Below are 18,377 nucleotides of genomic sequence, written 5' to 3'. Positions count from 1 at the left end.
TGATGGAGACACCCCATGACGCAGCGCGATGTTGTTTTCCCACCTGCACGCCGGACCCTTTACGAGCGCAATCGCTACTCGCCAGCCATTCGCTCCAACGGCTTTCTGTTTGTCTCGGGGCAAGTCGGCAGCACCGAGGACGGCTCGCCAGAGCCGGATCTGCAAAATCAGGTGCGCCAGGCCTTCGTCAATTTGAACGCCATCCTCGATGAGGCCGGCTGCACCTTCGCCGATGTGGTCGACGTCACCGTGTTCATCGTCGACCCGCAGTCTAAGTTCGAGACGATCTGGAATGTCGTGCTGACAGAGTTCTGGGGCGATGCCCCGCATCCGACCGTGACCGCAGTCGGTGTGACCTGGCTGTATGGCTTCGACTTCGAGATCAAGGTGATCGCCAGGCTGCCCGACAACCATTGATCGCCCATGCAGGAGCTGCCGAAGGCTGCGATCTCTTGACTTTTAAACACAAGATCAAAAGATCGCAGCCTGCGTCAGCGCCTACAGAAAAAACTTTACGCAAATATCGTGTGCTGGCCTTTGAACCTGCGAATGCGTATAACCTCGCCGTTTCGTCTAACCTGATTTTGCGCCCGGATGCAGGCGCAATGATTTTGACGCTCACGAAACGGAGATTCCCATGCTCAAACGAACCTTGGCACTGACAGCCGGTCTGGCCCTGTCCTTTTCCGCACTGGTGACGCAAGCCGCTGATGTATTGCGGGTCAGTGCGATCCCCGATGAAGCCCCGACCGAGTTGCTGCGCAAGTTCGAGCCTCTGGGTGCGTATCTGGAACAGCAATTGGGCATGAAGGTGCAGTTCGTTCCGGTAGCCGACTACCCGGCGGTGGTTGAAGCGCTGGCCACCGACCGTCTCGACATGGCCTGGCTGGGTGGATTCACCTTTGTTCAGGCGCGCTTGAAGACCGACGCCACCACCCCGGTGATTCCACTGGTGCAGCGTGAGCAGGATGCGCAGTTCACCAGCAAATTCATCACCGCCGATCCGAACGTCAAGAGCCTGGCCGACCTCAAAGGCAAGACGTTCGCCTTTGGCTCCGTGTCGTCCACCTCCGGCAGTTTGATGCCGCGTTACTTCATGCTGAAAAATGACAACATCAAGCCTGAGGCGTATTTCAGCCGCGTCGCCTACTCCGGCGCCCATGACGCTACCGTTGCCTGGGTGCAGGCCGGCAAGGTCGATGCCGGCGTACTGAACGCCAGTGTCTGGCAGAAACTGGTGGATGCCGGCAAGGTCGACACCACTAAAGTGAAAGTCTTCGCCACCACTCCGACCTACTTCGATTACAACTGGACAGTGCGCGGCACGCTCGATCCGGCGCTGGCAGCGAAGATCAAAAAAGCTTTCCTTGATCTCGACCCGGCCAACCCTGAGCAGAAGAAGATTCTCGATCTGCAAGCGGCCAGCCGCTTCATCGACACCAAGCCTGAAAACTACAAGGGCATAGAGGAAGCCGCCCGCGCTGCCGAACTGCTGAAATGACCTTACGCCTCACCCAAGGCAGCCTGCGCCACGCCAATGGAGTCGACGCCCTGCGCGGCGTCGACTTGCAGATTGGCGTCGGCGAACAGGTCGCCATCATTGGCCCTTCCGGGGCCGGCAAATCTACTTTGCTCAACCTGCTGGCTACCGCACTTCGGCCCAGCAGCGGTGAGATCGAAGTGCTCGGTGAGCGCGCCTGGCATTTGTCTGCACGGCAACGGCAACGCCTGCGTGCGCGGATCGGTCTGGTGCATCAGGCGCCGCCTCTGCCGCTGCGCCAGCGGGTGGTAACGGCAGTACTGGCCGGCAAACTCGGCCAGTGGAGCCTGGGCAAAAGCCTGCTGAACCTGGTGCATCCGCTCGATGTACCCGGCGCTCGTGCAGCGCTGGCGCGTCTGGATCTGGGTGACAAGTTGTTCGCTCATTGCCAGCAATTGTCCGGTGGTCAGTTGCAGCGCGTCGGCATCGCCCGAGTGCTCTATCAGGCGCCGGAAATTCTGTTGGCCGACGAACCGGTGTCGGCGATGGACCCGGTCATGGCCGCGCACACCTTGTCGACCCTTTCGCGCCACGCCCGCGAACACAACGTGACGCTAGTGGCGAGCCTGCATGCAGTGGATCTGGCGCTGTCGCACTTTGCGCGCATCATCGGTTTACGTGACGGGCAGATTCTGTTCGACAGCCCTTCCGATCAAGTCAGCCAGGAAATGCTCGACGGGTTGTACGCCAACGAACAACTGCAATCGCCAAGCCCAGCCGTGACGCCTTTGACTGTGCAGATTCCACGATGCTGAGCGCCGATTCACGCGACCCCGCTGCATGGCCGCGACTGTTGCTGACAATCGTGGCGATTGCCTTGTTGTGGCCGGGAGTCCAGCTCAGTGAACTGAACCTCGGTGTGCTGCTGCCCGACAGCCAGAATGAAATGGGCCGGTTTGTCGCGCAGTTCTGGCCGCCCGCCCACGATGAAGCGTTTTTGCAGTTGTTGTTCAAAGCCACGTTGCAAACCCTGGCGATTGCCACGGCAGGCATGGCGTTGGCGCTGCTGCTGGCCGTGCCCGCCGGTTTGCTTGCCAGCCGTGCCTTGTCGCTGTCTGCCGCTTCACGGGGTGGCGTGCCTAGTCGTTTCGGTCGTTTGTTGCGCTGGCCCGTTCGCGGGTTACTGATCTTCCTGCGCAGCGTGCCGGAAATTGTCTGGGCGCTGTTGTTCGTGCGAGCGGTCGGCCTTGGCCCTGCGGCCGGTGTGCTGGCGATTGCCATCACCTACAGCGGCATGCTCGGCAAGGTCTACGCAGAGATTTTCGAATCCACCGACCAACGCCCGGCGCATGCCCTGCTGCAATCGGGCAGCGGTCGTCTGGCAGCTTTTGCTTACGGGATTTTGCCCAATGTGGGGGCGGAGTTGCTGTCGTACACGGTCTATCGCTGGGAATGTGCGATCCGTGCGTCAGTGGTCATGGGCTTTGTCGGTGCCGGTGGGTTGGGCCAGCAAATCGACCTGTCGATCCGCATGTTCGCGGGCGGTGAAGTCGCAAGCATTCTGCTGACCTTCCTGCTGTTGGTGCTGGTGGCCGATCAACTCAGCCGTTTGCTGCGCTGGAGGCTGGCATGAATCGCCTGATCAATCTGTTGCTGATTGCCGGTATCGGCGTGGCGGTTTTCGCTTCGTTTGCTTATCTGAGTCTTGATCTTGGCGAACTTGGCAGTGCCACCAGCCTCAAGCAGATGGGCGCGTATGTGCAGCGCTTTCTCAGTCCCGATCTGGGCGCCGACTACCTGAAAGCCATCTTCCACGGCTCGATGGAAACCCTGGCCATGTCAGCCCTCGGCACCCTGCTGGCGGCGGTGTTTGGCATCGTTATCGCCCTGCCCGCCGCCGGGCGTTTCGGCTGGCCGCTGCAAAGCGCCTCGCGCCTGCTGCTCAATGGCCTGCGGGCGATTCCGGAACTGGTCTGGGCCGCGCTGATGGTGCTCGGCGCCGGCCTCGGCCCGAACGCCGGCACCCTCGCTCTCGCCCTGCACACCACCGGCGTGCTGGGCCGTTTGTTCGCCGAAGCACTGGAAAACACACCGCCACAACCCGCCGAAGCAATTCGTTTGCAGGGCGGCAATCCGATCCTCGCCTTCTGCTACGGCACCCTGCCCAACCTCGCCCCGCAACTGCTCGCCTACATGCTTTACCGTTGGGAAAACAACATCCGTATGGCCAGCGTGCTGGGTTTCGTCGGCGCGGGCGGTTTGGGGCAGATGTTGTATGTGAGTCTGAGCCTGTTTCAGGAAGCGCAGGCCAGCACGGTGATTCTGGCGATGCTGGCGCTGGTGTTTGCGGTGGACTGGTTGAGTGCGTGGAGCCGCCAGCGCTGGGTCAAGGCGTAAAAGCAGATGATGGCGAGTGGATATCTAGTAAAAGCTGATTATGCTTCAGGAAACCGCGCAGCAATGCGCGGTGGTCAGACTGTGCAGGTTTCACGCGAAAGCAATGCGGCATACGCCACAAGGCCAGAGTGCAATAAGCGGTAACGGGGGACTCCGGCCTACGACAATAAGCACGACGGAGTACACCCATGGCCACAATCGACACGACATCCACCGGCAGTCCACCTCGTAGCGGCGGCATCACCAAGGAGGAGCGCAAGGTCATCTTTGCCTCGTCCCTTGGCACGGTGTTCGAGTGGTACGACTTTTACCTCTACGGCTCACTCGCGGCGATCATCGCCAAGCACTTTTTCGCCGGTGTCAACGAGACCACCGCGTTCATCTTTGCCCTGCTCGCCTTTGCTGCCGGATTCGCCGTGCGGCCGTTTGGCGCGATCGTGTTCGGCCGGCTCGGCGACATGATCGGGCGCAAACACACGTTCCTCATCACCATCGTCATCATGGGTGTCTCTACCGCCATCGTCGGCTTGCTACCCGGATACGCGACCATCGGTGTCGCCGCGCCGGTGATCCTGATCACCCTGCGATTGCTGCAAGGCCTGGCGCTGGGCGGTGAGTACGGCGGCGCGGCCACCTACGTCGCTGAACATGCACCACCCGGCAGGCGCGGTTTTTTCACCTCCTGGATTCAAACCACCGCGACCCTCGGCCTGTTCCTCTCGTTGCTGGTGATTCTGGCCTGCCGCACCGCGCTGGGTACCGAAGCGTTCGAAGCCTGGGGCTGGCGGATTCCGTTTCTGCTGTCGATTCTGCTGTTGATCGTCTCGGTGTACATCCGTCTGCAACTGAGCGAGTCGCCGGTGTTCCAGAAAATGAAGGCAGAAGGCAAGGCGTCCAAGGCGCCGCTGACCGAGTCGTTCGCCCGTTGGGACAACCTCAAAGTGGTGATCATGTCGTTGCTCGGCGGCACGGCCGGCCAAGCCGTGGTCTGGTACACCGGGCAGTTCTACGCGCTGTTCTTCTTGCTGCAAACGCTGAAGATCGACCCGCAAACCGCCAACCTGCTGATCGCCGGTTCGCTGCTGATCGGCACACCGTTCTTCGTGATCTTCGGCAGCCTGTCCGACCGCATCGGGCGCAAACCGATCATCATGGTCGGCTGCATTCTGGCCGCGCTGACTTACTTTCCGATCTTTCATGCGCTGACCCAGTACGGTAACCCCGACGTGTTCATTGCGCAGGAGAAAAACCCGGTCAAGGTGATCGCCAATTCCGATCAGTGTTCGTTCCAGTTCGACCCGGTGGGCAAGGCCAAATTCACCAGTTCCTGCGACCTCGCAAAAACATTGCTGGCGAAACGGGCGATCCCTTATGAAAACGTCGAGGCGGAACCCGGCACCGTGGCGCAGGTACGCATCGGCGACAAAGTCATCGAGAGTTTCGAGGGCAGCGCCCTGCCAGCCGCCGACTTCAAGACCCGTAACGATGCCTTTACCGCCAGCCTCGGCACTGCGCTGAAGGACGCCGGTTATCCAGAAAAAGCCGATCCGGCAAAAACCAACTACCCGATGATGCTGCTCCTGCTGACCATTCTGGTGATCTACGTGACCATGGTTTATGGGCCAATCGCGGCGTGGCTGGTCGAACTGTTCCCGACCCGCATCCGCTACACCTCCATGTCACTGCCCTATCACATCGGTAACGGCTGGTTTGGTGGCTTCCTGCCGACCGTGGCGTTCGCGATGGTCGCGGCCACCGGGGATATTTACTACGGCTTGTGGTACCCGATCGTGATTGCGGTGATGACGGCGATACTCGGCACGTTCTTCCTGCCGGAAACCAAGGATCGCGACATTCTCAAGGATTGATGCTGTCCACCTCCAGGCGCTGTCGAATGCAGACTTCGGCAGCGCCTGCAGGTGCTTTATCGTTCAACGCCGTTGATTCAGTTATCCGTAGAAAAATCGAACACTCGCCACAACGCTGCCTCCAATGTTTACACCCACGGAGGTCAACAATATGAACAGCAACGACAACAAAACCCCGAACGCCCCGCCTACCGATACGTCCGGCAAGCCGGTGAATGTGGTCGAGCGAGATCTTGAGGACAGGGACGATGACACCAAGACGGTGGATGACGTCATCACGCCGTCGTCGACTCGAGTCAAAGAACAGGATGCCGAAGAGCTGCAGCGCAAGGTCGATGAGATTGAGCGCAAGTTGGCGGATGGGAATTGAGATTGGCGGAGTGAATTGGATTTACCCCCCCACCCCAGCCCTAGGGGGTGAGGGAAAGGGAGCCGATTGCGTGAGTTTCAGAACCTCAGTCTGACTCGATCGGCAGTTGCAGACCTCGCAGCATCAACGCATTACCGATCGCCGCGCCGCTTAAAGTGTTGTCGAAGACGCACCAGGTCGCGGCGTCATCCTGCGTCTCGGTCTGCAAGGTTTGCGTAAGTTGTTGCAGATACGCTGAATCGTAAGCGCTGTGATAAATGCGCGGTGAACCGTGCAGACGCCAATACTTCACGCCGCGCCAGCCACCGGGCACAGCGTCATTGCTGATGCGCGAGGGATCGACCGCCACTTGAGCAATTTGATGCAGGAGCCGTCGCAGGCTGCGATCTTTGTTTTGCAAGATCAAAAGATCGCAGCCTGCGGCAGCTCCTACAGAGGTCGTGCCACGACGCTTAGGCTCGGGGTTATTTTTTGCCGGGCAGTACCGAACTCAGTACTTGTTTGGCGGTTTGCACGATGATCCCCACCTCATCCGGATCGCCCTTGAGCAAGGTCGTAGCGAATTTCTTCGCTTGCTCAAGTTTGATGTGCGGCGGCAACGGCGGCACGTTCGGGTCTGTCTTGAACTCGATCAGCACCGGCACATCCGAGGCCAGTGCCTGCTCCCAGGCAGCGGCGACGTCTTCTTCGCGATCGACGAAAATGCCCTTCAGGCCAATGGAAATGGCGAACAAGTGATAGGGAACGTCCGGAATGCTTTGCGACGCTTCGAACTTCGGATCGCCCTCCATCACCCGTTGTTCCCAGGTGACCTGATTGAGATCTTCGTTGTTGAAGACTGCGCAGATCCATTTCGGGCTTTGCCACTGCCGCCAGTATTTGGCGACCGTGATCAGTTCGGCCATGTTGTTCATCTGCATCGCACCGTCGCCCACCAGTGCGATCACCGAGCGTTCGGGGTAGGCGAATTTGGCCGCAATCGCATAAGGCACTGCGGCGCCCATCGAGGCCAGCCCGCCGGATAACGAGCACTTCATGCCACGGCGGATTTTCAGGTCGCGGGCGTACCAGTTGGCGCACGAACCGGAGTCGCTGGTGATGATCGCCTGATCCGGCAGTTGCGGTGAGAGCTCATACACCACTCGCTGCGGGTTGATCGGTTTGGCTTTGGCCATGGCGCGTTTTTCCAGGGTTTTCTCCCAACTGCCGCGCCACCCTTCGACTTTCTTGCGCCATTTGCCCGAGGTTTTCTGTTCCAGAAGTGGCAGCAACGCGGCAAGGGTTTCAGCGGCGTCGCCCTGCAGATTGACCTCCATCGGATAGCGCAGGCTGAGCATGTCGGGCTGCAAATCGATCTGCACGCCCCGTGCCTGACCTTCTTTGGGCAGAAACTCGGAGTACGGGAAACCCGAACCAATCATCAGCAAGGTGTCGCATTCGGTCATCAACTTGTAGCTCGGCTCGGTGCCGAGCAGGCCGATGCTGCCCGTGACCCATTGCAAATCATCGGGCAGTACGGCTTTACCGAGCAACGCCTTGGCGACCCCGGCGCCGAGTTTTTCCGCTACGGCGATCACTTGATCGGTCGCTTCCAGTGCACCGGCACCGACCAGGATCGCGACTTTTTCCCCAGCATTCAGAACGTCCGCCGCCCGTTGCAAATCCGCCTCGTAGGGCAGCACTTTCGGCTTGGAGTAGCCGACTCCGGAATGCGCAGTACCATGGGCCCGCGCCGGAGCCTCGTAGGGAAGATCCTGCAAGTCATTGGGCAGAATGATTGCCGTAACGCGGCGCTCGCCGACCGCCGTACGCACCGCGCGGTCGAGCAAATGGCGAACCTGTGACGGCGTCGAAGCCTGTTGCACAAAAGCGCCGGCGACATCCTTGAACATCGAGACCAGATCCAGCTCTTGCTGGTAGTGACTGCCCAGCGCCGTGCGCGCCTGCTGACCGACAATCGCCAACACCGGCATGTGATCCATTCGTGCATCGTAAAGCCCGGTAATCAGGTGCGATGCGCCCGGCCCTGACGTGGCAATGCAAACCCCCAGCTCACCGGTGAACTTGGCATGGGCCGAGGCCATGAACGCGGCCATCTCTTCATGGCGCGCCTGGATGAACTCGATCTTTCCTTTCGCCCGATCGAGCGCGCCGAACACGCCATTGATGCCGTCACCCGGATAGCCAAAAATCCGCGTCACGCCCCATTGGCTGAGCCGCTCAACCAGAAAATCTCCTACTGTCGTCGTCATCTTGTTCCTCGTCTTTCACCGGTGCATGAAGCATTCCCGGCAGCGCATCCGCCGGGAGGTGTAAGGGTCTGGACAGTCGGGTTGACGGCGAAGTTTCGATTGATTGTCCGGTAACAGGTCAGCGCGGGAGGTGCGGATGCACTGTCAACGCCACCAGTTTGATCACGATGGGCCGCACGACGAGGATGCACAGGAATGCCACTGGCATCGCCAACTTATAGGCATGCAACGTATTACTCAGGTAGTCGTTATCAATGCCGGAGTTGGAGGCCGTGATCACCAACGACATCAGGAACGCCATGATCGTTGCCATGTAAAACGCGAACACATAGGGTGTCGCACGCGCTGATAGCCTGCGCCGGCTGACATACAAGGCATCGGAGTTTGTTCTTTGATTCATATGGCTTTTCCATCCATTGACAGGGAGCGGGCACCTTAGCAAAGCCGATTGCCCTCAACTAGACGGCTACCCGTAGGTGCTTTATAAAGCAGAACTTACGAATCACCCCCCTCTTGCGCAGGCCAAGGATGAATCTGTTAGCGGCAATTGCCAGTTTTATCAAAGTGGTCGAATCGGGCTCCATCGTCGGTGCCGCCAAGATCCTGGGCGTCAGTGCGGCGGCGGTAAGTCAGACGATCAACCGTCTTGAGGCGCACCTCGGCGTGCGACTTTTGCAACGCACGACCCGGAGCATGGCGCTGACTGAAAACGGTGCGGTGTACTACGACAAGGTCAAGCGCATCGCGGCGGATCTGGAATCGGCGCAAAGTGCAATCAGCGATGAAGCAAGCGAACTGCAAGGCCGCCTGAGCATTGCCTCCACCGCAGCGTTTGGCCGCCATGTGCTGGCACCTCTGATCGCCGGCTTCGCCGCACAACACCCGCGCCTGCTCATTGAGTTGTCGACAACGGACGGCAAGATCAACCACATCCAGGACGGTATTGATCTGAGCCTGCGGATCAAACCGCAACTGGAGGACGGCATCGTCGCGCGCAAGATCGTCTCCTTGCCCTTCATTCTCTGCGCAGCCCCTGCTTATCTGGAGCGCGCCGGCGTGCCGCAATCGCCGGACGATCTGCAAAATCATGCGTGCCTGGCGTTTCGATACCCCTTGGACGGACGCTTTTTACGCTGGAGTTTTCTGCGTGACGGCCTGCGCTACGACGCCAGCATCAATGCCACTGCGATCAGTGACGACATTGACGCGCTGGCGCAAATGGCAATCAGCGGCGCGGGGATTACTCGGCTGGCAGAGTTCGTCGCTGCACCTTATCTGGCAAGCGGCCAACTGCTGCCGCTGTTCGAACAGCGCGATAACGCAAAACACGCGGTGGTCGAGCCGATGGAGATTTACGCCTGTGTGCAGGAGCGTGCGGCGATGACCGGCAAGGCCAAGGCCTTCATGGATTATTTGACGGAGCAGTTGAAGCAACGCTGGCCGATGGAAGAAATTGTGGCCGGGGCGCTCAAAGACACTCGCTGAAACGCTCGGCTTGAGGCAAAGTCCACCTCGCCAATCGGCCCCATCACGGAAGATAAAAACAATGAAAAAAGCCCTCGGCTCGCTTTTGCTGATCTGCCTGAGCGCCAGCGTATTCGCTGACGAAAACCCTATCGGTTTCCAGAACCTCAAGTTGCCGGATGCGACCAATGATCGTCTGCTGGAAATGGTCGTCTGGTACCCCTCCCGTGCAACCTCCGCCCCGCCGAAGTTGATCGCCGACAATCCCGCGTTTGTCGGTGTGCTGGCTGCCGACAATGCACCACCGGCTGACGGTGAACATCCCCTGGTGGTGCTCTCCCATGGTTACCGCGGCAATTGGGGCAATCAGGCGTGGCTGGCCAGTGCCCTGGCGCACCGGGGTTACATCGTCGCGGCTGTCAATCATCCCGGCAGCACCACCCATGACCGCAGCCCTGAAGCGGCAGCGCAGTTATGGCAGCGCCCCGTGGACATCAGCCGAGCCATCGATGCGGTGACGGCTCACCCGGAAAAGTTCGGCGCAGTCGCGCAGCGTCGTATTGCCGTCGCGGGTCATTCACTTGGCGGCTGGACCAGCCTGGAAATCGCCGGCGCTCGTTTCGACACAGAGCTTTATGCACGGGAATGCAAAGTCCATTCGCAACTGGCCAGTTGCTCGGTTTACCAACAGATGAATCCCGCCAGCAACCCGGCATCGAAGGCTCGACTGGCCGGCGATTTACGCGATAAGCGCGTGACGGCCGTGGTTTCGCTGGATCTGGGCCTCTCACGCGGCTTCACCGATGACAGCCTCGCGGCGCTGCAAGTGCCGGTATTGGTGATTGGCGCAGGCGTGCCGTCCCAAGACTTACCCGCGGAGTTGGAATCCGCCGACCTGGCCAAGCGTCTGCCGAAAATCTCCAGCCAATACGTCGAGATCAGCGACGCCAGCCATTTCAGTTTTCTGTCGCTGTGCAAACCCGACGCGATCTCAATGCTCGAAGAAGACGCCCCCGGTGACGGCATTATCTGCACCGATGGCGACGGCGGTCGTCCACGCCCGATGATCCAGGCGCAGACGATTGCGCTGATTACCGGGTTTTTGGACAGGTCTGCCGGCAACATGAAATAACCGGACTTCACTGGCACCCGCCAACGTTTTTCCATACGGTGTCTATCTCACTCCATCTCAGCCAGCAATCGACGAGGCCAATTTCATGAGTAAAGCGCCCTACGTTCCGCCCACAGTCTGGAAGAACGAAGCAGCATCCGGCGGCCAGTTCGCCAGCATCAACCGCCCGATTGCCGGGCCGACGCATGAGAAAACGCTGCCAGTCGGCAAGCACCCGTTACAGCTCTATTCGCTGGCCACACCCAATGGCGTGAAGGTGACCATCCTGCTTGAGGAGTTGCTGGCGCTGGGGCATACCGCCGCCGAATATGACGCATGGCTGATCCGCATTGGCGAGGGCGATCAGTTCTCCAGCGGTTTTGTCGATATCAATCCGAACTCGAAAATTCCCGCGCTGCTCGACCGCAGCGTCGAGCCACCGGTTCGTGTGTTCGAGTCGGGCTCGATCCTGCTTTATCTCGCGGAGAAGTTCGGCGCCTTCCTGCCCAAGGATCCGGCTGGACGCACCGAAACCCTCAACTGGCTGTTCTGGCAGATGGGCTCGGCGCCTTATCTGGGCGGCGGGTTTGGGCACTTCTATGCGTATGCGCCGGAGAAAATGGAGTACCCGATCAACCGCTTCACCATGGAAACCAAGCGACAACTGGATGTGCTCAATCGGCGCCTCGCCGAAAGCCCTTACCTTGCCGGTGACAGCTACTCCATTGCCGACATCGCAGTCTGGTCGTGGTACGGCCAACTGGTGCGCAACAATGTCTATTCGGCGGCGGAGTTCCTTTCGGCGCATGAGTACACCCATGTGCAGCGCTGGGCAGAGGACATCGCCAATCGTCCAGCGGTCGTTCGCGGGTTGCGCGTCAACCGGACGTGGGGTGATGAGGCGACTCAGGTGCCTGAACGTCATCAGGCCGATGACCTGAACTCCCCTCTCTCCCACTCGTAACGCCATCTCGATAGCAGCGCCATTTCAGGCGCTGCGTTGACTCTCGATCTAGACCTCCCCAGCCTGCCAACGCCCGCCGACCGCTCTAGCTCGGTGGACTTCCCGATGTTGCGCACCCGCGCAGATGTGAAAATCTTGTTAACTATCTGAGCCGTACAGCTTTCTTCGAGCGGAACCATCTGACACACTAATGCGAATAATTCCTACAAGCACTTGCACTGGATTCGTTTTCGTATCATTTGGGGAAGCAGATTGATGTCGTTTCACACCACTCACCGCCGTTCGAACCTTTCACCTAACCTGCTGGCACTGGCTATCTGCATGGCCGGCGTGACACCGGCCCTGGCCGAAGACGTTGCGCCGGTCACGCCGGAAAACAGTGCTGCCCCCGCCACGCTGGAACTCGGCGCGACCGAAATCGGCGCCACGCAGATGAGCAGCACCACTGAAGGTTCGCAGTCCTACACCACCGGCCCGATGCAGACCGCGACCAAGCTGTCGCTGACCATGCGCGAAACGCCTCAGGCGGTGACCGTCATCACCCGCCAGCGCATGGACGATCAGGCCATGACCAGCATCAACGATGTGGTGCGGGCAACGCCGGGGCTATTCCTCAGTCAGGCCGGCGGTCCGGGCCGACAGACCTACAAGTCTCGCGGCTTCGACATCGACAACATCATGTACGACGGCCTGCCCAGCTCTTATCAGCCCTATTCGATGGCCGTGCAGCCGAACCTGGCGATGTTTGACCGGGTTGAAATCGTGCGCGGTGCGACCGGTCTCGTCACCGGTGCCGGCAACCCGTCTGCCGCGATCAACATGGTGCGCAAACGCCCGACATTCACTCCGCAAGTAACGCTGACCGGCGCAGCGGGCAGTTGGGATGATTACCGCGGCGAGATCGACGCCTCCGGTCCACTGAACGATAGCGGCACGTTGCGTGGCCGAGTAGTGGGTTCCTATCAGGGCGCCGACAGCTTCCGCGACAAAGAAGAAAACGATCACGGCTTGTTCTATGCCATCGGTGAAGCCGACCTGAGCGACAGCACCACCGCGACGCTGGGGTTCTCCCGTCAGAACGAACAGACCAACTATTTCTGGGGCGGCTTGCCGATCGGCACCAACGGCCACCACCTCGATCTGCCCCGCTCCACCTACGGCGGCTCCGATTGGGAGAACAAGAAGCTGCAGATCGACACGGTCTTCGGTGAAGTCGAACACCGCTTCGACAACGACTGGAAACTCCACGTAGCCGGCTCGTCCTCGACACTGAACGGCGAATTCTCCGGCACTTACCTGTCGCGTTACGCCGGCCCTCTGGAAACCACGGCGTACCAGTCGCACAACACCGACAAGCAGACCGCGTTCGATGCTTTCGCCAGCGGCCCGTTCGAAGCCTTCGGCCGCACCCACGAACTGGTCGTGGGTGCCAGCAACCGTGTCTACGATGCGACCTCCAAGGAATACGATCCCTACACCACCGCGTGGCCAATCGGGGCGCCGAAACCCGATTTTGTGCGTGACGGCAAAACCCGCAACGTCACCACACAAGATGCCGTTTACCTGACCACCCGCCTGAGTCTGGCCGATCCGCTGACGCTGATCCTCGGCAGCCGCCTGGACTGGTACGACAACGATGACCGCACCGGCGATGGCGACTACAAAGTCACCCGCAACCTGACGCGATATGCCGGCCTGATCTACAAACTCGACGACCACTACTCCGTTTACGCCAGCTACACCGACATCTTCACGCCACAAACCCAGAAAGATCTTTCCGGCAAGCTGCTGGAGCCGATCGTGGGTGAAAACTACGAGGTCGGCATCAAGGGCGAATATTTCAACGGTGCACTGAACGCCAGTCTGGCGGTATTCCAGATGGATCAGACCAACCGCTCAACCCTGTCGGAAAATCAGTTGGGTTGCCCGGTCATGACCTGCTACAGCGCATCTGGCAAAGTCCGCAGCCAAGGCATTGATCTTGAACTGCAAGGCGCACTTACCGAAAACTGGCAGGTCGGCGCCGGCTACACCTACACCCGCGCCCACTACATCAAGGACGCAGACCCAGCCAACAATAATCAGCGTTTCGAAACCGACACGCCCGAGCACTTGTTCAAGGTCTCCACCCTGTACCGCCTCCAGGGGCCACTGGAAAAATTCCGCGTCGGTGGCAGCGTCTACTGGCAAAGTCGCATGTACAACGACATCGCGCTGACCAATGGCAGCTATCGCCTTGAACAGGGCAGTTACGCGATTACTGACTTGATGGCTGGCTACGAAGTCAATAAACACCTGGACCTGCAGGTCAACGCGAACAACATCTTTGATCGTGTCTACTACTCCGCCATCGGCACCGACGTCACGTGGGGCTCTACCGACAACTACGGCAATCCGCGCAGTTATATGCTGACCGCCAAATACAAGTTCTGAGTGGTTTAACACCCTCGGCACCGCCGCAAAGGGCGCCCGGGAAATCCGCGGCACCCTTTTTTGCCTCACCAATTAGTCATGTCCGGCAATTAGAGATAGTCTCTGAACGAGATCATTTCGAAGTGCCGCCCCATGCCTCCTCCAGAATTTGCCTCAGACATCGACGCCATCCGCAGCATTGACACGGTGCCCGTGATCCTGAGCATGGTCAAACACATCACCGGCATGCGCTTCGCTGCGGTTGCTCGCGTCACCGACAAGAACTGGGTGGCGTGCGCAGTCGACGACTCGATCGATTTCGGACTCAAGCCTGGCGGCGAACTGGTCCTCGAATCGACCATCTGTCACGAGATCCGGCAACACCAACAGCCGGTGATTTTTGGCCATGCCAGTGCCCACCCGGTGTTTTCACAGCATCACACGCCAAAAACCTATGGACTGGAGAGCTATATTTCCATTCCGATCGTGAAAGCCAACGGTGATTTTTTCGGCACGCTTTGCGCCATCGACTCGCTCCCGGCAAATCTTGAAGAACCCGCCATCGCCAAGACGCTCACGCTATTTGCCCAACTGATTGCCATGAGTCTCGACACTCAAAGTCATCTTCAAGCCACCAAAACCGCTCTGGACACGGCCAATGAGCTTGGCAGGCTGCGCGAGCAATTCATCGCGGTACTGGGACATGACCTGCGCACGCCACTGAGCGCCATTCGCATGAGCGCCGATCTGCTGGAAAGCAAAACCGAAGACAAGCGTTCGCTCAATTTGCTGGCGGCGATCCGCCACAGCTCTGTGCGCATGGGCGTGCTGATCGAGAACATCCTCGACTTCGCCCGGGGACGGCTGGGCGGCGGGATTCCGGTGCAGCGAAAGTTAGTGGATGACTTGCAGCAGACGCTCCTGCTGACACTCGAAGAAGTCCAGGCTTCCCATCCGCAGGCAATCTTTGTGCATGCGCTGGACATACCGGCAGGTGTCTATTGCGATGCTTTGCGCATCAGCCAGTTGCTCTCCAATTTACTGGGGAACGCGGTCACTCATGGGTCAACCGGCACACCGATCATCCTCACCGCCTGTTCCGAGAACAACGAGATTGTCATCACGCTGACCAACCAGGGCACGCCGATTCCAGTGCGGTTGATGCCACTGCTGTTCGAGCCTTTTTCGCGATCCGAAGCCGGGCAACGCGATGAAGGGCTGGGATTGGGGCTCTATATCGCGTCGCAGATCGCGACGGCGCACAACGGCAGCCTGAGCGTCACTTCTGACACCCAATCGGGAACCCGCTTCATTGCGCGATTCCCGGCCCAGTTCAAATGGGTTTGAGCTGACGCCCGCCGCTTACGTCAGCAAACGACGGACAAAAAAAGCCCCGCGACCGAGTGACGGCGCGGGGCAAAGAATTGGTTGGTTGCGGCCAACCAAAGGAGCTCTGTCAGATACGGTTACCGGGCGAAATCAGATGCAGTCCTGAGCTGCCCGTTCAAAACTCGATGGCATGAAATTCGAGGCGAGCAGGTGACGCTCGTAGAGAAACACCTTGCCGCCATTACCGGCCTTGTAGGCTTCCAGCACGTTGTCCGCCGCCACCTTGCTCGGCACCACGATCCGGTAGCTGCGCTGGGTTTGCGAGACGGTCGGGTTCATCGCACTGCCCTGCAGTTTCGGCACAACACAATCGGCGTATTGCGCGGGCGTCTTGCTGGTCTGCAAAGTCAGCGTCGGGTCGTTCGGCGCGGAGGCGCAACCCGCGAGCAACAAGGAAGCAAAAGCCATGGCAGGTACGAATAAAGGACGCATCGGTGTAATCCTGAAAATAAAGATTCGGTTCAACCGGCAACAGCCCAGCTTCACGGCGCCGCCGTTGCCATCTATGTTTTAAGTGTTCAGCTCGCGGAGACCAACGCCTTGAGCGAGCTGTCGAACTGCTTCAGTGCGTTGAATTGCAAGTCACGCTGTTTGTCGATTTGTGCGGCTATTTGCGCCGCCGCTTGGTTATGGACCCAGACCGATGGCAGCTGTTTTTCTACCGAGCCTTCGGCCTTGCCGATGTATTGCAGGTCGGCGTCGTAGAAACGTGCAGTAAAACGCGCTTCGACCAGAGTGTTGCGCTGGGTCAACAGCCGGTTGAAGGTGTCGAGTTTCACCACAACATCCGGGTGGGCCTGTACCAACGCATCAAGGCTGTCGTAGACGGTTACGGACAAGAACTGCTGTTGCAAAGAACTCATCAACCAGTCAATCGCCAGTTCCGGATCGGAACTATTGACGAAGGCTTCGCGAATCCGCGAGTCCAGCGCATCTTTCGCGCCGTTGACCGCCATGTCATGGTAGCGCTCGAGGTATTGCAGGTTGTCCAAGGTGTTTTCGCTGTACAGCACACCGACGGTTTGCGAACGCTGCAACGTCGCGCTGCTGCCGGTGATGGTTTGAAAGTGACACGACCGGGCGTCATCTGCGTAGGTCGGTGCAGCGGCAGCGCCCATCAGCAGGGCGACCAGGGCCAGTCGAGTCAGAGTTTTCATCGCGCAAATTCCTTGGCTGCGTGTTCAATGGAGGCGATTTTCCGCCGATTGCCGACAAAGCAGAACTTGCGTTTCTTGATGGTCACTATTACTTCTAGCAATAGTTGCCCGACGGGCAGACTGATACACACTCAATCACAACTAGAAAAAGATGAATGAGGAAGCCTCCTTGAGAACCTTTGACTTGATCCGCGACGCCGTTCTGCCCGATTTCCGCGAGCGAGTGGCTGAATACCTGGTCCAGTACGAAAGCGTGTTGCTGGACAAAGACGGCGCCGATCCACAACTGATTCGCGACACGGCCCATCAGTTGCGCGGTTATCTGCGCGGGCTGAACACCACGCGGGTATTGGGCATGGCGTATTGGGAAGAGCTGGATCGACGGGTCGTCGATACATGGCTTGCGCCCGAGCAATAACGGATCGGCGCGTCGCCGAATGCCGCATGCGCCTGACCGGCCTCACCACTCCAGGATGACCACACCCATGTCCAGCCTCGACACCTCACTGCAAGACTGCGCCGCGCCGCAAGGCGTTTGTTACGGCTGCGGCGGTAGCAATCCGCACGGCCTGCATATAAAAAGCCATTGGCATGAAGACGGCGTGCACGTCCTCGCGGAGCATGTGCCGGACGCCAAATACTGCGGCTGGCCGGACCTGGTCTACGGTGGACTGATCGCGATGCTGGTCGATTGCCATTCCAACTGGACGGCAATGGCTTATCACTACCGTGCAGAGAACCGCGAGCCCGGCACCCTGCCCCGCATCGACTGCGTTACCGGCAACCTGGGCATCAAGTTCATCAAGCCGACGCCAATGGGTGTAACGCTGACCCTGCGGGCGAAAGTCGAAGGGGAAGTGGGGCGCAAGACCCGGGTGATCTGTGAGGTCTTCGCAGGAGAAGTACTGACCGCGGTGGGTGATTCGGTTTTTGTGCGGGTCGATACCGGGCAACTGGCTAACGCCGCGCACGGGCGTTAAGCCCTGCATCACCGCCGCGGAACGTAACGCAAACCCTGGAGCCGCTTTAATGGATCCTCTGATTCGAGCCGCAACCCACGACGATGCCTCGGCCATCAGCCGAGTTGTCGTCGCGGCCCTGCATGAATCAAATGCTCAGGACTATTCTCCAGCAATCATCGAACAGGTAGCGCAAGGTTTTTCCCCTGCGGCGATCCTGCACTTGTTGATTCAACGTCGAGTGTTTGTCGCGACAATCAATCAGTGCGTCATTGCAACGGCCAGTATTGATAAGGATGTGGTGCGAAGTGTCTTTGTCGACCCACCCCATCAAAGGCTTGGCATCGGAAAAATGCTGATGGCGACCCTGCAATCAGTTGCCATCACGGGAGGCGTTCAGCGCCTGCGCGTACCCTCTTCCATTACCGCCGAGAGTTTCTACGCGTCGCTGGGTTTCGAACGGATCCGCGATGAATTTCATGGGGCCGAGCGTACGGTCATCATGGAAAAAAGGCTGAGTTAGTCATGACAAAACGCAAAATTGTGGAGAGGGA

At 59.2% G+C, this 18,377-nt stretch carries 20 protein-coding genes; 15 read left to right on the top strand and 5 right to left on the bottom strand.

Translation table 11 applies throughout. The features are described from left to right. Positions 1-15: 15 nt before the first annotated feature. From PSH79_RS12480 to PSH79_RS12450, 7 genes are all read left to right on the top strand, one after another. A complete protein-coding gene (locus tag PSH79_RS12480) occupies positions 16-417 on the top strand; it encodes a RidA family protein (RefSeq protein WP_305443287.1) in 402 nt (133 codons plus the stop codon). A 220-nt stretch (positions 418-637) separates the two neighbouring features. Further along, complete coding sequence (locus PSH79_RS12475; protein ID WP_305443285.1) at positions 638-1,501, top strand: putative selenate ABC transporter substrate-binding protein; 864 nt, start codon at positions 638-640, stop codon at positions 1,499-1,501. Beyond that, a complete protein-coding gene (locus tag PSH79_RS12470; RefSeq protein ID WP_305443283.1) occupies positions 1,498-2,295 on the top strand; it encodes a phosphonate ABC transporter ATP-binding protein in 798 nt (265 codons plus the stop codon). Before PSH79_RS12475 ends, PSH79_RS12470 begins: the two co-directional genes overlap by 4 nt. Further along, complete coding sequence (locus PSH79_RS12465; RefSeq protein WP_305443282.1) at positions 2,289-3,113, top strand: ABC transporter permease; 825 nt, start codon at positions 2,289-2,291, stop codon at positions 3,111-3,113. Before PSH79_RS12470 ends, PSH79_RS12465 begins: the two co-directional genes overlap by 7 nt. Further along, positions 3,110-3,877 carry a phosphonate ABC transporter, permease protein PhnE gene (gene phnE / locus PSH79_RS12460; protein WP_305443281.1) on the top strand — a complete coding sequence of 256 codons (768 nt, stop codon included), beginning with the start codon at positions 3,110-3,112 and terminating at the stop codon, positions 3,875-3,877. The genes PSH79_RS12465 and phnE overlap by 4 nt, the downstream gene beginning before the upstream one ends. Before the next feature lie 188 nt (positions 3,878-4,065). Further along, entirely contained in the window at positions 4,066-5,745 is a 1,680-nt protein-coding gene (locus tag PSH79_RS12455) for an MFS transporter (RefSeq protein ID WP_305443280.1), read from the top strand. 151 nt (positions 5,746-5,896) lie between these two features. After that, complete coding sequence (locus PSH79_RS12450) at positions 5,897-6,115, top strand: hypothetical protein (protein ID WP_305443278.1); 219 nt, start codon at positions 5,897-5,899, stop codon at positions 6,113-6,115. A gap of 85 nt (positions 6,116-6,200) precedes the next feature. On the opposite strand, the gene PSH79_RS12445 is transcribed toward PSH79_RS12450, so the two are convergent. The 3 genes from PSH79_RS12445 to PSH79_RS12435 all read right to left on the bottom strand — a co-directional run bounded on the left by PSH79_RS12445 (position 6,201) and on the right by PSH79_RS12435 (position 8,767). Next, positions 6,201-6,515 (bottom strand): DUF72 domain-containing protein, encoded by a 315-nt coding sequence (locus PSH79_RS12445; RefSeq protein WP_370872629.1) that lies wholly within the window; start codon positions 6,513-6,515, stop codon positions 6,201-6,203. Positions 6,516-6,579: 64 nt separating this feature from the next. Next, positions 6,580-8,367, bottom strand: a complete 1,788-nt coding sequence (locus tag PSH79_RS12440; RefSeq protein ID WP_305443276.1) for a thiamine pyrophosphate-requiring protein — start codon at positions 8,365-8,367, stop codon at positions 6,580-6,582. A gap of 118 nt (positions 8,368-8,485) precedes the next feature. After that, positions 8,486-8,767, bottom strand: a complete 282-nt coding sequence (locus PSH79_RS12435) for a DUF2798 domain-containing protein (RefSeq protein ID WP_305443275.1) — start codon at positions 8,765-8,767, stop codon at positions 8,486-8,488. 128 nt (positions 8,768-8,895) lie between these two features. On the opposite strand from PSH79_RS12435, the gene PSH79_RS12430 reads away from it, so the two are divergent. From PSH79_RS12430 to PSH79_RS12410, 5 genes are all read left to right on the top strand, one after another. After that, positions 8,896-9,852, top strand: a complete 957-nt coding sequence (locus PSH79_RS12430) for a LysR family transcriptional regulator (protein WP_305443274.1) — start codon at positions 8,896-8,898, stop codon at positions 9,850-9,852. 61 nt (positions 9,853-9,913) lie between these two features. Next, on the top strand, positions 9,914-10,963 hold the full coding sequence (locus tag PSH79_RS12425) for an alpha/beta fold hydrolase (RefSeq protein WP_305443272.1): 1,050 nt from the start codon (positions 9,914-9,916) through the stop codon (positions 10,961-10,963). Positions 10,964-11,048: 85 nt separating this feature from the next. Continuing rightward, positions 11,049-11,906, top strand: a complete 858-nt coding sequence (gene yghU / locus PSH79_RS12420; RefSeq protein WP_305443270.1) for a glutathione-dependent disulfide-bond oxidoreductase — start codon at positions 11,049-11,051, stop codon at positions 11,904-11,906. 255 nt (positions 11,907-12,161) lie between these two features. After that, positions 12,162-14,339 (top strand): TonB-dependent siderophore receptor, encoded by a 2,178-nt coding sequence (locus tag PSH79_RS12415; protein ID WP_305443268.1) that lies wholly within the window; start codon positions 12,162-12,164, stop codon positions 14,337-14,339. A 132-nt stretch (positions 14,340-14,471) separates the two neighbouring features. After that, complete coding sequence (locus PSH79_RS12410; RefSeq protein ID WP_305443266.1) at positions 14,472-15,665, top strand: GAF domain-containing sensor histidine kinase; 1,194 nt, start codon at positions 14,472-14,474, stop codon at positions 15,663-15,665. Positions 15,666-15,797: 132 nt separating this feature from the next. Here PSH79_RS12410 and PSH79_RS12405 read toward each other — a convergent pair whose 3' ends face one another. Together PSH79_RS12405 and PSH79_RS12400 are read right to left on the bottom strand one after the other, a co-directional pair. Further along, on the bottom strand, positions 15,798-16,139 hold the full coding sequence (locus tag PSH79_RS12405; RefSeq protein WP_187680807.1) for a hypothetical protein: 342 nt from the start codon (positions 16,137-16,139) through the stop codon (positions 15,798-15,800). 86 nt (positions 16,140-16,225) lie between these two features. Next, positions 16,226-16,864, bottom strand: coding sequence for an ATPase (locus tag PSH79_RS12400; RefSeq protein ID WP_305443264.1), 639 nt, complete (start codon positions 16,862-16,864; stop codon positions 16,226-16,228). A 169-nt stretch (positions 16,865-17,033) separates the two neighbouring features. On the opposite strand from PSH79_RS12400, the gene PSH79_RS12395 reads away from it, so the two are divergent. From PSH79_RS12395 to PSH79_RS12385, 3 genes are all read left to right on the top strand, one after another. Further along, positions 17,034-17,282, top strand: a complete 249-nt coding sequence (locus PSH79_RS12395; RefSeq protein WP_305443263.1) for a hypothetical protein — start codon at positions 17,034-17,036, stop codon at positions 17,280-17,282. 67 nt (positions 17,283-17,349) lie between these two features. Continuing rightward, the gene (locus PSH79_RS12390) at positions 17,350-17,844 is read left to right on the top strand and encodes a PaaI family thioesterase (RefSeq protein ID WP_305443261.1); all 495 of its coding nucleotides are present in this window, start codon (positions 17,350-17,352) and stop codon (positions 17,842-17,844) included. Positions 17,845-17,893: 49 nt separating this feature from the next. Further along, positions 17,894-18,346, top strand: a complete 453-nt coding sequence (locus PSH79_RS12385; protein ID WP_305443260.1) for a GNAT family N-acetyltransferase — start codon at positions 17,894-17,896, stop codon at positions 18,344-18,346. The last annotated feature ends 31 nt before the right edge of the window (positions 18,347-18,377 follow it).

Source organism: Pseudomonas sp. FP2196, assembly GCF_030687715.1.
Classification (GTDB): domain Bacteria; phylum Pseudomonadota; class Gammaproteobacteria; order Pseudomonadales; family Pseudomonadaceae; genus Aquipseudomonas.
The sequence above is the reverse complement of the archived record's forward strand: the minus strand, read 5'-3'. Positions and strand labels throughout refer to the sequence as shown.